This window comes from Paenibacillus rhizovicinus, assembly GCF_010365285.1.
Classification (GTDB): Bacteria; Bacillota; Bacilli; order Paenibacillales; family Paenibacillaceae; genus Paenibacillus_Z; species Paenibacillus_Z rhizovicinus.
Window position 1 is genome coordinate 5,283,526 of sequence record NZ_CP048286.1, and the last position, 12,766, is coordinate 5,296,291.

General features: G+C 54.9%; 11 protein-coding genes and 1 pseudogene. 8 read left to right on the forward strand and 4 right to left on the reverse strand.

Annotated features, from left to right (window positions below):
- Window positions 1-72: 72 nt before the first annotated feature.
- From GZH47_RS34415 to GZH47_RS23675, 3 genes and pseudogenes are all read left to right on the forward strand, one after another.
- A pseudogene (locus tag GZH47_RS34415) lies at window positions 73-482 on the forward strand (fumarylacetoacetate hydrolase family protein).
- Window positions 476-2,437 carry a D-apionate lactonase family protein gene (locus GZH47_RS23670; RefSeq protein ID WP_162643495.1) on the forward strand — a complete coding sequence of 654 codons (1,962 nt, stop codon included), beginning with the start codon at window positions 476-478 and terminating at the stop codon, window positions 2,435-2,437. The pseudogene GZH47_RS34415 and the gene GZH47_RS23670 overlap by 7 nt, the downstream one beginning before the upstream one ends.
- 449 nt (window positions 2,438-2,886) lie before the next feature.
- The gene (locus GZH47_RS23675) at window positions 2,887-3,915 is read left to right on the forward strand and encodes an ROK family transcriptional regulator (protein ID WP_162643496.1); all 1,029 of its coding nucleotides are present in this window, start codon (window positions 2,887-2,889) and stop codon (window positions 3,913-3,915) included.
- 219 nt (window positions 3,916-4,134) lie between these two features.
- Here GZH47_RS23675 and GZH47_RS23680 read toward each other — a convergent pair whose 3' ends face one another.
- Window positions 4,135-4,977: an AraC family transcriptional regulator gene (locus GZH47_RS23680; RefSeq protein ID WP_162643497.1), complete on the reverse strand. Its 843-nt coding sequence runs from the start codon at window positions 4,975-4,977 to the stop codon at window positions 4,135-4,137.
- Window positions 4,978-5,121: 144 nt separating this feature from the next.
- Between GZH47_RS23680 and GZH47_RS23685 the strand changes: the two genes are divergently transcribed.
- The 3 genes from GZH47_RS23685 to GZH47_RS23695 all read left to right on the forward strand — a co-directional run bounded on the left by GZH47_RS23685 (window position 5,122) and on the right by GZH47_RS23695 (window position 8,893).
- Window positions 5,122-6,186 carry a zinc-binding dehydrogenase gene (locus GZH47_RS23685; protein WP_162643498.1) on the forward strand — a complete coding sequence of 355 codons (1,065 nt, stop codon included), beginning with the start codon at window positions 5,122-5,124 and terminating at the stop codon, window positions 6,184-6,186.
- On the forward strand, window positions 6,186-6,947 hold the full coding sequence (locus tag GZH47_RS23690) for a hydroxypyruvate isomerase family protein (protein WP_162643499.1): 762 nt from the start codon (window positions 6,186-6,188) through the stop codon (window positions 6,945-6,947). Before GZH47_RS23685 ends, GZH47_RS23690 begins: the two co-directional genes overlap by 1 nt.
- A 269-nt stretch (window positions 6,948-7,216) precedes the next feature.
- Window positions 7,217-8,893, forward strand: coding sequence for a YhcN/YlaJ family sporulation lipoprotein (locus tag GZH47_RS23695; RefSeq protein WP_162643500.1), 1,677 nt, complete (start codon window positions 7,217-7,219; stop codon window positions 8,891-8,893).
- Window positions 8,894-9,015: 122 nt separating this feature from the next.
- Here GZH47_RS23695 and GZH47_RS23700 read toward each other — a convergent pair whose 3' ends face one another.
- Window positions 9,016-9,927, reverse strand: a complete 912-nt coding sequence (locus tag GZH47_RS23700) for a helix-turn-helix transcriptional regulator (RefSeq protein ID WP_225446179.1) — start codon at window positions 9,925-9,927, stop codon at window positions 9,016-9,018.
- A 109-nt stretch (window positions 9,928-10,036) separates the two neighbouring features.
- Here GZH47_RS23700 and GZH47_RS23705 point away from each other — a divergent pair, with 109 nt between their 5' ends.
- Window positions 10,037-10,951 (forward strand): phytanoyl-CoA dioxygenase family protein, encoded by a 915-nt coding sequence (locus GZH47_RS23705; RefSeq protein WP_162643501.1) that lies wholly within the window; start codon window positions 10,037-10,039, stop codon window positions 10,949-10,951.
- A gap of 229 nt (window positions 10,952-11,180) precedes the next feature.
- Window positions 11,181-11,402, forward strand: coding sequence for a helix-turn-helix domain-containing protein (locus GZH47_RS23710; RefSeq protein ID WP_090641524.1), 222 nt, complete (start codon window positions 11,181-11,183; stop codon window positions 11,400-11,402).
- Window positions 11,403-11,562: 160 nt separating this feature from the next.
- Here the strand turns inward: GZH47_RS23710 and GZH47_RS23715 are convergent, their stop codons facing one another.
- Window positions 11,563-12,033: a pepsin/retropepsin-like aspartic protease family protein gene (locus tag GZH47_RS23715; protein WP_162643502.1), complete on the reverse strand. Its 471-nt coding sequence runs from the start codon at window positions 12,031-12,033 to the stop codon at window positions 11,563-11,565.
- Complete coding sequence (locus GZH47_RS23720) at window positions 12,030-12,290, reverse strand: hypothetical protein (protein ID WP_162643504.1); 261 nt, start codon at window positions 12,288-12,290, stop codon at window positions 12,030-12,032. The genes GZH47_RS23715 and GZH47_RS23720 overlap by 4 nt, the downstream gene beginning before the upstream one ends.
- Between the last annotated feature and the right edge of the window lie 476 nt (window positions 12,291-12,766).

A 12,766-nucleotide genomic window follows, 5' to 3' on the forward strand; every position in this document is an offset into this window, starting at 1 on the left:
TGCGAAGCGGACGGAATCATTTCCGTCGGCGCCGAACGGGAGGAAGGCGTGTATCGGACCTCTTACTCGGACATGAAGGATTTAATTCGCGATGGCGAAGCGGGACTACTCGCGCAAATCCGGGACGAAGCGCAGGACGCTTCGCCCGTCATCGGCACGACCGCCAAGGGCGTCAAGAAAGCCGATGCGCTGAATTATGTATTCGGCTACACGGTAATCAACGACGTGAACATCCGCGCTGCGTTAACGGCGAGCTGCGGCAGGATGCCAGCACGGCATTGATGCTGTTCGACGTTCCGACGCTGATCGAGGCGGTATCTGCTTATATACCGCTCGAACCCGGCGATGTCTTGTCGACCGGAACGCCAGCCGGCGTAGGCAAGTTCCGTAATCCGCCGGTTTACTTGTTGCCGGGCGACCGCGTCGTCGTGGAAGTCGAAGGCATCGGACAATTAGAGAATGGAGTGGCTGCAGGATGGTAAACGTTCAAGACTTACGGATGCTCCGCTACGGCTCGGCAGAACCGCTGCCCGAGCGGCATGAGCTGCGCGCGGGTTCTTTGACGGCCGTATTCGAGGACGGCGGGCTCCGTTACATCCGCCTGGGCGACAAGGAGCTCATCCGAGGCATCTATGCCGCCGTGCGCGACCGGAACTGGGGGACGATCAAGCCGGCATTCCGGGGAGGCGCGATCGAGCAAGGAGCGGATTCCTTCCGCATCCGGTTCATCGCCGAGCATCGGCAAGGGGAGATCGATTTTGGCTGGGAAGGCGCGATCGACGGGAACGCGGACGGCACGATAACGTTCTCGTTCGACGGCACGGCAAGGTCCGCTTTCATGAAGAATCGGATCGGCTTCTGCATTCTGCATCCCGCTGATCTGGCAGGCGTACGAGCGGAAGTCGAAACGCCGGATGGCGTCATCGCCGGGGCGTTTCCGGCGCGCATCTCGCCGCATCAGCCTTTCAAGGATATGCTTGCCATCCGCCACGAGGCGGGAGGCGGCCTGACGGCAGAGCTTCGTTTCGAAGGGGAATTGTTCGAGATGGAGGACCAGCGCAATTGGACGGACGCTTCGTTCAAAACCTACTGCACGCCGTTATCGCTGCCTTTTCCGGTTGAAATCGAGCCGGGACAGCAGGTGCGGCAGCGGGTTACGCTGCGGCTGACCGGGGAGCCTTCTCCGCTTACTTCGGGGATCGGTGCAGCAGGCGATGGGGATGCGTCATTGTTGTCAAAGCCGCATATTGCGGTCGGCGCTCGCTCCATAGGCCGGGTGCCGCAAATCGGTTTGGGCCATAGACCGGGCAGATCGCTGGAGACGCTTGAGGCGGAGAAACTCGGCGAGTTGCGTCCGGCTTTCCTGCGGGCGACGATCCGTTTGTCGGACCCGTCGTGGGCGACGGAGCTTGAAACCGCCGCTCATAATGCGCAGCGGCTCGCGAGCGGATTGGAACTGGAAGCGCTGTTCCATGACGGCGCTGATGCCGGCGAATCCTATTCGCGTCAGGCGGAACGGCTCGTGGAAGCGATCGCGGAATGCCGGCATCCGCTGGATGCCGTATATCCCTACCTGGCGTCCGAGTATGTCAGCAACGGCGAGCTGTTATCGCTAGTGATCCGGCTGCGGGACAACGCCGGACTGTCCTTCCGCGTCGGCGGCGGATCGCGCGCGTACTTCGCGGAATTCGGCCGCGCCGCGCTGCCGCTCGAAGCCATGGAAGCCGCCGCGTTCACGATAAATCCGCAGGTGCATGCGTTCGATGCCGCTTCGCTGGCGGAAGCGGCATCGGCACAGGGAGAAGCCGTTCGCAGCGCGCAGGCCATTGCGCCCGGCCTGCCTGTCGCCGTCGGTCCGGTCACGTTCAAGCCGCGGCTCAATCCGAGTGCGACCAGCCCTGAAGCCTTGCTGGCCTCCGAAGACCGAGCCAAGCATGAGGACGCCCGGCAATGGTCGCTGTTCGGCGCGGGCTGGACGCTCGGAAGCTTGAAGAGCCTGGCGGAATCGGGCGCCGACAGGGTCTGTTACTATGAAACGACGGGTCCGCTTGGCGTAATGCCGGAAGGCGGAGCGGACGCTTATCCGCTGTTTCATGTCTTGGCCGCGGTCGGAGCTTATCAAGGCGCCGAGCTATTGGAGTGCATCGTGAAGGAGCCGTTATCGTACGAGGCGATGGCTATGAGGAGCGAAGACGGGAGAGCCGCGCTGCTGATCGCGAATTATACCGATGCAGTCGTTCGCGTTCGCGTCCGCGCGCCTGCTTTCCGTCCAGCCCGGCTGCGGCAGCTGGACGAACGCGGCTGCATTCCGCAGCGGGATCGTGCCGACGGATCCGGAGGATTCCCCGTCCCGGCAGCAGCGGCCGTCCCGGTTATTCAAGACGGCTGTTTCGAACTGGAGCTGCTTCCTTTTGCCGTTGCGTTTGTGGAGCGATGATGACGCAAGGCGTGCGCGGCTAGTACTGCTTGTGTATCTAGCAACTCTCTAGCAACTCTGATCGTACAGGACAACCAGGTCACCTACCGGCACGATAAAAAGAACCCCAATGCAAAGAAGCCGTCTCTGGCGATTCGGCTTCTTTGCTTGGGATGATGAGCGGATTGGATAGCAGCGATCTGAGTTGGCCTGCCACGGATTCGGAATGTTCCCGGCGTCGTCGTGACACCGAACGCGCGGTCGATGTTTTCGAACGATGCCCGATGTGCTTCCGGCGAGCTGCCAGCGCGGCCGTCGAAGTTGCAGTCCAGCATGAATCCTTCGTGAGCGGCAGAGAGAAATTGGAATCTCCCTGTTGTCTTACCCGCTGTTCTTTGCTAATATGATGACTACAACTTATTTAACTCGTTAAATAAGTTGTCATCTACTCTGTGAAGGACGTTGAATCTATGTCGGAATTGTACACGTCATCGAAAGATATGAAACAAACGATTATTCAGCGAATCCGGGCAGCGCTCATCATGATGGGAAGTGCGACGAAAGCCGAGCTGTGTCAACGATTGGGCATCAGCTTTCCGACCATCAGCAAGTTTCTGGCTCAGATGGAGGCAGACGGAGAAATCCGCTATACCGGAGACGATGACTCCAGCGGCGGAAGACGGGCAAAGCGTTATGCGTACGATCCCGAATATTTGCTGGGACTTGCCGTCTTTATCGATAAGCACGAGACGACGTACGCCATATTCGACTGCGTCGGAGAGATCAAAGAGAAGGGCACGACGCCGAGCGTGATGCAGCAAGGCGAGCAGCTGCTGGGAGACCATATCGAATCGTTGGTCGAGAAATACCCGAAGCTTCGCTCCATCGCGATCGGCGTACCCGGTGCCGTCAACAACGGGCAGGTCATCTTTATACCGCCGTACCCGCATTTCCTCAACTATGATTTGAAGGGAATCATCGAGTCGCGCTTCCAAATTCCCGTAGTCGTGGAGAACGATATGAATGCGGCGGTGCTTGGTTTCGCGTCGAGCATGGAGATCGAGAACGAATCGCTGGTCTATCTGTATTTCGGCCAAGACGGACCGGGTTCAGGCATTATGATTAACGGCGATGTCGTGCGGGGAAGCACGTTTTTTTCGGGCGAAGTCTCCTTCGTGCCGCAATACGACGATCAAACGTTCTCGCAGGCGCTGCATCAAGGGGAGCGCCGCTGCCGGATCGTGCTGGCCGATGACAAGCAGCTCGATGCCGTTGCCCGGCTGATTGCTACGTTCACCGCCATCATCAATCCGCGTGCCGTCGTCTTCTGTAACGATGAGGTCGACGAATCGATTCTGGCGCGTATATTGGAGCGCAGCGCGGCATATATTCCGCGCGAGCACCTGCCGATGTTGACAATGAGCGATTTGAGGCAGGATTATTTGAACGGCTTGCAGCATTTGGCGTTGGATTTGATGATCGGGGGACCGGAGTCATAGGAAGCTGCCCGAAGCGGTTCATGCCATGCGGGATTGACGCGTAGGGCATTGTGCGGCGCAGGCTTGATTGGCTTCTAAAAGCAAGCAAGCGGCGCATTGGAGATCGATCAGCCGTGACCCGCATTTATACAGACATGCACAAACATATGCTTGTTCTACCTTCGCCGTCCGGAGTAATCCGGACGGCGTTTTTTGCATGGTCGAAACAATGTGTCGAAACTATGTAGAATGAAATCCAAGACTATGCTGCTTCGGCGCCACCCCGACGACTTTCTTATACAGCCGCGAGAAATAAGCCAACTCCACGATCCCTACGCTCTTGCCGACTTGGCCGATCGTCATATCCGTCGTCGCTAGCAGACGCTGAGCCTGGTCGATGCGATATTTAATCAGGTACTGCTGAGGGGATTCGCCGGTCGCTTTGGTAAATTGCTTCGTGAAATAGGTCCGTTCCAGTCCGACGTAATCGGCGATGTCCTTGATCGTAATCGTCGGAATCTGATAATGCGTTTCGAAGAAGCGCAGCGCCTTGCCGACGTAATCCGCCGTCTCGGTTCTGGCAGGGAGCTGCGGACGGGACGCTAGATAAGACGTTTCCAACACCGCGAAAATATTATAGAGGGCGCCGTGGATCTTCGAAGCCGGCAGATCGCGGCTCGGATACGCCTCCAGCGTCTCCAGCAGAACGCCGACATATCCGGGGATGCCGTCGCCCTCTTGGATATAACGGACAGGCTCGTCAACGGAAACGCCGGCCCGCTGCAGCAGCTCCTTCGACCGTCTGCCGCCGAATCCGATCCAACAGAATGTCCACGGATCGGCAGGTTCCGTCTCGTAATAGGTCAGCTCGCCCGGAGCGATCGCGAAGATTTCGCCTTGCTTTACCTCGTACCGCCGGCCACGGCATTCGAAGAAGCCTTTGCCCTTCATGATGTAATGAATCAAGTGATTATCCCGGATACTAGGGCCGCAAGTAAAATATGTAATGACTTCCTCGATGCCGCAGTAGTAGAGCTCCAAGTCGGAAATCAGCGATGGAATATGGAATCTTTCATGTCTCAAGAGAATCGCCCCCTAGCTAGACACTAGCAAACAAACCACATCCGTGCAACAAAAACGCACAGCAATTCATAGCGCTTACATCGCCGGCGGGCTTACAATAAGGATATTGTCGCCAACCTATTTACGGAAGAGAAGGTGCTGTTGATGCCGAACCAACTGATAGCTGTCGCGCCGCGCAAAGCGGCCTTGCTGCCTTACGATGACAATGGGGCGCTCCGTCCCGATCAAGTGAGGGTCCGCGTGGAATACGCTTCGCCGAAGCACGGGTCCGAACTGGCTGCTTTCCGCGGCGTGAGCCCGTTCGTGACGGATTACTACGACGGGGATTGGCATGCGTTCCTGCCCCGCGAAGAAGCGGAACCGCAGGAGAAATTCGGAGAATGGAATCTTGGCAATCAATATGTTGGCGTGGTTACTGAAGTAGGCGCCGAAGTGAATCAATTTGCGGTCGGCGACCGTGTCTGCGGTTATTCCGGCATCCGGGAAACCGTGGTGACCGAACCTGCCCACCTGCTAAGAATGCCTGAGAATATGTCTTGGAAAAGCGCGGTTTGTTACGATCCGGCGCATTTCGCCTTATCGGCGATCCGTGATGCGGGTATCCGCATCGGCGACCGCGTTGCCGTATTCGGCCTTGGCGCAATCGGCCAACTCGCTTCCCAGATGGCCAAGCTTGCCGGTGCGTCGTACGTCGCCGTCGTCGATCCGATCGAGAAGCGCCGCCAAGTGGCCATGCGGGCCGGCGCGAACGTGTGCTACGATCCGACGGTCGACGATGTCGGACTTCTGCTGAAGCAGGATACGGAGAAACTCGGCGTTGACGTCGTGATCGAGACCAGCGCCAACGAATTCGCGCTGCAGCATGCGCTGCGGGGATTGGCCTACGGCGGCACGATCGCATTCGTCGGCTGGGCGCGCGCCTTCAAGGGCGGAATGGACTGGGGACGCGAAGCCCATTTCAACAATGCCAAGATCGTCTTCTCCCGGGCATGCAGCGAACCGAATCCGGATCATCCGCGCTGGGATTTCAAACGGATCCGCGAAGCGTGCTGGGATTTGCTGGCCGCCGGGAAGATTAATTGCGAAGAAATTATCAATCCCGTCGTCCCGTTCGAGCAATCCGCCGAGGCGTACGAGACTTATGTCGATCAGAAGCCGGAAGCCAGCATTAAGCTTGGCGTTTCTTTAACCGGAAAGGAGTGCTCATAATGATTTTCTCGCCATCGTTAGATGCGGTATTCAGTAAAACGGGTTTGCCTTTCGAACAGCAAGTGGAGCGTTCACGGGAACTCGGCTATACGTCGATCGAATTTTGGGGCTGGGGCAGCAAGGATCTGCAAGGGCTTGCGGCGTTGAAGGAACGGCTCGGGCTGCAAGTCGGCTCGTTCTGCACGACCAACAGCGATTTGGTGAATCCAAGCAATCGCGGCAAATTCATTGAAGGCCTTCAGGAAAGCATCGCCGCGGCGAAGATCGTAGACTGCCGGAATTTGATCGCGACGGTCGGCAATGCGCGCGAAGGCGTATCGCGCGAGGAACAGCATGACAGCATCGTCGAAGGCTTGCGCGCGGCGGTACCGTACTTGGAGGAAGCGGGGATTACGCTAGTCGTGGAACCGTTGAACGAGCTTGTCGACCACGGCGGCTATTACCTGGTTCGTTCCGCCGAAGCGTTCGAAATCATCGATAAAGTCGGCAGCAAGTTCGTCAAAGTGCTCTACGACGTTTACCATCAGCAAATTTCCGAAGGGAATTTGATTTCGACCATTCGGGCGAACATCGACCGGATCGGTTATTTTCATATCGCCGATCATCCTGGCCGTCATGAGATCGGTACGGGCGAGATCAATTACCATAACGTGCTGGACGCCATTCGCGGCACCGGTTATACGGGCTACGTCGGACTGGAATACGTTCCGCTGCAAGGCGTGGACGAAGGCTTGACGGCGTTTTTGAAGGAATACGCATAATTCCGCTTGTTAAGGCAGGCTGCCGCTGTCTCGTTCAATTGCATCCTTCATGCATAAGGCTGCTTTCGGGAAACCTATCCCGGAGGCGGCCTTTTTAACATGCATCAGCATCTCCCTTCGCAGCCAGCGAACCTCGTCGGACCTTGCGTACGCGAAGGGAATCCGGCGCAGTTCAGCTAAAAAGTTGCCAGCATAGCCTTTCGCCGTTCGGCTAACGCTACATGTGGGCCGCAACAGAATGCTCAGATGATGAAACGGAGGATGAGAGGATGCAGCAGCGGAAGTGGGCAGTGCTTGCAGCCGGAGCCATGTTAACGACCATGCTGGCTGGCTGTATGGAGAAACACGGTGAGCTGGGCAATCGTAACATTCGAGGCAACAGCGTGAAGTACGACATGAACGGCAACCGGATTTTGAATACCCGGTTTGCCAATGATCAAATGAACGAAATGAACCGCGTGGACGGGTATCGTTTGAACAGCAATAATTTAGTTGGCCTTCATAAGAACTACCATTTGGAAATGAGCGAAGGGATGTCCGATCGCGTCTCCAACGTGAAAGGCGTTGGCAAAGCATACGTGATGCTGTCCGGCGACAACGCATACGTAGCGATAACGCGTAACAATGCCGGTCATGGCACCAATGCGATGAGTCTGAATTCGCCGACGACGATCGGCCGCTCGCAGCAGGCTTATATGCGTCCGTACAATATGAAGACGAGCAATGCGCACGCATTTACCAACACTAAACGTTCCCGTGCAAGCTCCATCGCGACGCCAAACATGCATCTTCGCAGCACGGGCACGGGATCGGGCATTATACGAGCCAAGTCGATGAACGGAAATGCAATGAACAGGAATGCCCATACGATGAACGCGAAGTCGTACGGCTACAGCAGCAGCTCGTTCCATAACGTTTCGAACGGCATACGGAACATGTCGATCAGCATGTCGGCCCAGAAGCTGATGAACGAGAAGAATATTAACGGCTTGACGGCTCGTCATCCGAACGGCATGACGAACTTGTCCCGGAACACCGGCCGCGGTTTGACGAATCTGTCGAGAGACATTTCGACGGGCAGAACGAATATGTCCGGCGATATGATGAACACGCGGACATCGAACGTAGGCCGGGATATTTATCGCGGCACATCGAACGCGGCTACTGATCTTGGCCGTGGCACCGGGAATGTAGTAACGGACATTGCGCGTGGTACGGGCAATGTGGGCCGAGACATTTATCGCGGCACATCGAACGTAGGCACGGACCTTGCCCGCGGTACCGGGAATGTCGTAACGGACATTACGCGTGGCACGGGCAACGTGGGCCGGGACATGTACCGCGGCACATCGAACGCGGGCACCGACCTTGCTCGCGGTACCGGCAATGTAGTGACTGACGTCGCCCGCGGTACCGGCAATGCAGTGACCGACGTCGCTCGCGGCACCGGCAATGCAGTGACCGATGTCGCCCGCGGCACCGGCAATGTAGTGACCGACATCGCTCGCGGCACGGCGGATGTAGGGCGTGACATCGGACGCGGCATGCGGGACCTGTCCGAAGGAACGGCCGATCTGTTCCGCGGTACGACGGGTTTATCCCGTGACGTAAACAGAGGAACGAATAACGTTGCCCGCGACATGTATGGCAGCGGCATGACGAATCTCTCCAGAAACACGACGGATCTGTCGAGAACCGTAACGCCGTATGCCGTTCACCGGACTGCCGACAGCGAGGTATCGGCGGCGCAGCAAGCGGAGATCACGAGCCTTATCCAAAAGATGTCCCCGCAAATCAAAAACGTCTACGTATCGGCTGACCCCGAGTATGTGGAACGCATGGCTTCTTATATGGCCGACGTCAAAAAAGGAAATTCGATTCAGATGTACATTACGGAGTTCAACGCCATGGTCGACCGGATCTTCCCGGCTCGCGTCCGCAGGTAACTACTCCGTAAGGTAAAGGAATCATCTATTAAGATGAACCATTAATGGGCAGCTGATTCATGGCATCTACCATGAATTCGCTGCCCGTTCCATTATCTCCGTTTCCCGTTCGCCGGCTCGGTTTAATCCGTCACCATCGAAGAACAGAATTGGCTGAAGCTCGTGCCCATATTCTGTTTGAACATGCGCCCGAACGTATGCACATCCGCATATCCGACCCGGTTGGCGATTTCGCTGATGGACATATTCGTCTGAATGCCAAGCTCCTTGGCCCGTTCGATCCGTACCCGCGTCAAATATTCGAAGGGCGTCATGCCGAACGCTTTGCGAAATTTCAAGATAATGTAGTTGCGGCTGAGACCTGAAAGCTCCTCGAGCTCCTGATGTTTGATATCGCGGTCGAAACGATCGGCAATGTAGTTGCGGACCAGCACCATTTTCGTTTTGATTTTTTGCTGGCCTTGCGTCTTATTTTCCTGTTCCCGTTTCCAGCCCGAAATTTCGCCGATGATCTGCATAAGCAGTCCTTGGCATATGGCATGATGCGCTGCGCCGGGCTGGTGATAATGCGTGATCAGCCGGGTTAGCATTTTCTCGATGGCATGGCCGGCGAAATTGCCCAAATAACGGTCCTGTCCCAGCATATGCTCCACGGGATAAGGGATATCGCCAAAGTCGAACAGAATGGAAATGCAAATGTATTTCTCGTCCGGAAACGTTCGTACCTCGTGTGCCTGCGAAGGGGAATGGTAGATCAAATCCCCGCGCCGCGTCTCGATCTTCCGGCCCTCGATTTCGTATTCGGCTGCTCCTTCCACGACGTATTGGAATTGATAGCTGGCTAGCTGGCGGCTCGTTAAGCCCCAATGCGGCGGAGCGTGAAACAAATGCGCGAGCGTAATATAGGGCGGATGAAAATACAGGTTAGCCGCATGTTCCGGGAACGGAACGTGGATGACGTTCGAAATCGGAAATCCCTTCTTTCGTTGACCGCTTAAATTGCCGATTGATCGGATAAAATCACAATCGCACAAGTGTGTGATTTAGGCAACCTTATTGTTACTTTCAGCTACATACATGCCGCCGGTTCTCCCTTATAATTACGAGTGTAAAGGCATACATTACCGTATGGGAGCGATTCGAATGGGGCTGGCCAATGTGATTATTCCGGTTGTAGATGCTAGAGTGCAGGATGCGATTTCAGACGAACAAGCGCAGTTTTTCTTGGATAACGGTTTTCTGGTCATTCGGAATGTCGTCGTAGGGGAAGAACTGAGACTCGTGCAGGACGAAATGCAGAAGCTTTATGACAAGGGCGTTGCCGGGAACGACGGCGATCCGGATTACATGTATGGCATCGGTGTGAAATCAGGCCAACAAATTTTACGGCGTATTGAGTACGTCATTGATAAAAGCGATCCGATGAAGGCTCTGCTCGCTCATCCGTTCATTCTTCGTTCCGTCGAGAAGCTGCAGGGGCGCAACTTGATACCGACTTGGGATTCGATGGTACTGAAGGCGCCGGATGAGGGCGTTATCGTGCCTTGGCACCGCGACGCAGCCGTTCCGGCCGGCTGTACCGATACCCGGCCGATCTTCAACGTGGACTTCTACTTGGACGAGGCGGATTTGAAGACCTGCCTTTGGGTCATTCCGGGCAGCAACAAGTGGACGAAGGCAGAGTCCGATGCGCGCTGCGCGCAGCCCGGTTTTACGACGGAGGACGCCATCCCGGTGCCGATGCAGCCGGGCGACGTGATCTTCCACAACATCGAGGTGCTGCACGGCTCGCCGGAAGGGGACGGCAATCCGCTGCGGCGAACCGTCTATTACGAATTCCGCCCAGGGGAAATCGAAGCGGAGTTCGGGCCGCATACGCTGGAATATCTCGCGAACAAGCAGCACGTGCTGCTGGACTGCATCGAACGCCGCAAAGCGGCAGCTTACTCGCAGGACGAAACGCCGTATGCCTACAAGCCGACCGGTGCCTTCGCGATCAGCTCGCCGAAGCAGCCGGAGCAATACCGGTATGCGCATGAATTTTATTGGCGGAGATAGCGTGTTCCATAGACAGGGTATTAGAAACAGCGAACAGCCACCCGCGCGGGATGGCTGTTTTTTGGCTGCTCGAGTGGCTGGACATACCGGGACATGCGCTGAGCGACAAATACCCGCCCATTTTTAAGGATAACCGCACCACTCCATATGCCCTTTCATATGATACTTTGACTGTATCCCTTAACCTTGTAAAACATAAAAACCCGAGCAAGGAGGGGTGACTAATTAAATGGGTAGCGACCAGAAGAGCAAGTTCTTACTAACTCATCGTGAACGCGAGGTTTTCGAGCTGCTAGTACAGGATAAAACGACTAGAGATATCGCTCAGCAGCTGTTCATCAGCGAGAAAACCGTCCGGAACCACATTTCCAACGTCATGCAAAAATTGAACGTTAAAGGTCGTTCACAAGCGGTTGTCGAGCTAATTAAGCTTGGGGAATTAAAAATTTGACGTTCTTCACCGCATACCTTGCTCAGCCTTCTAGCAGTGTTTCCGTTTCGGCGGAAGCGTTGCGAGAAGGTTTTTTGACGTGGTCAGTACGGCGCGAGGTCTTCGAGGTGCTAGAACAGGAGAAAACGATTTAGTGATATCCCTTGGACAACTTGGGGCTTTATTGCTGAGTAAGAGGATGAAGGAGTTTCTTATAGATTGCAAAAAACAAGCGACTGCCCGATAAAGGGAATCGCTCGTTGTAGTTAAAAAACGTAATTTTCATCAATTCGAAATCGACTTTGCACTTGCTGTTTATCATAAAATCAATTCCAAGTATGCCGTCAAAGCCATAAGTCTCTTGTATAGATCCGAGTTGGACGGGAAGAGTTTTTAATGCAAAATGTTCAATCTGAAGTTCAGGGATTATCTGTTCATAACAAATTTCGCTTGTTCCTCCTACTCCATACTTTCGCTTAGCTCTGCCATTGATAAAATCGATGTAAATGCCAATCTGAGCAAGCACATCGGTATCAAATACCGTTGCGGCACAGCCAGTATCGAATAGGACGTTCAGTAAAATAATAGATTGGTTGTTGTGAGTTAGGGTCAAAGATACAATCGGCAATCCATGCTGGAGATCTATCTTCATGAGTGGTGCCGCACACCTGAAAAGAACTCTTCAACTACCTCTGCATCGCTACGGCTGGTATGAAATACATAAAGTTCGCGTGCTGGATGGAGCTTATGAAAATGTTTGTACCCACTCCATGCCTCTTGCGGATTGTCGTAATCCTGTATAACCGCCATATCCTCCAATTTCCGCATACGGTCATTAGAGCTTGCCTTTATCGCTTCCAATAGAACCAAACGGCTTGGGTGCAATTCGGTAATTTCTCCCCATTTCATTGGCTTCACCTCGCTTGAAGTGTCGTATTCCTATTATAACATACTGATTTAGGGACGATGGTAGCGAGAAAACCAGACAGGTACTTCGCTGGTACTTCGCTATGCGCTTTTTTCGTTCGATGACGCGGTTTCGATGATGTCTGTCATGCATTTGACTGGGCAGAAGCTCGGCCCGCGGGGATACCAAGGGGAAGGCATATTCCTACGGGCAGAGCGCGAGGGCGAAATAGGCGTGAGTTACAATGATAATTTGTCACCTGCCTCGGGTTATTCAAATGTTTTTTGCATCATGTGTTCGGCTGGTCAGGTTTCGTTGGTTTAATGTAGTGCACACGATAATTAGTAAATGGATTGGCGTAGGGACGTCGCTCGTTCACAAATAATCGTCCAGCTAAGCGGTTTGAACCACAAGCCAACGATGCTAACGAACCGAATCAGCGCTATTGGCACCAATTAACCGCGCTCAGTCTCGTAAC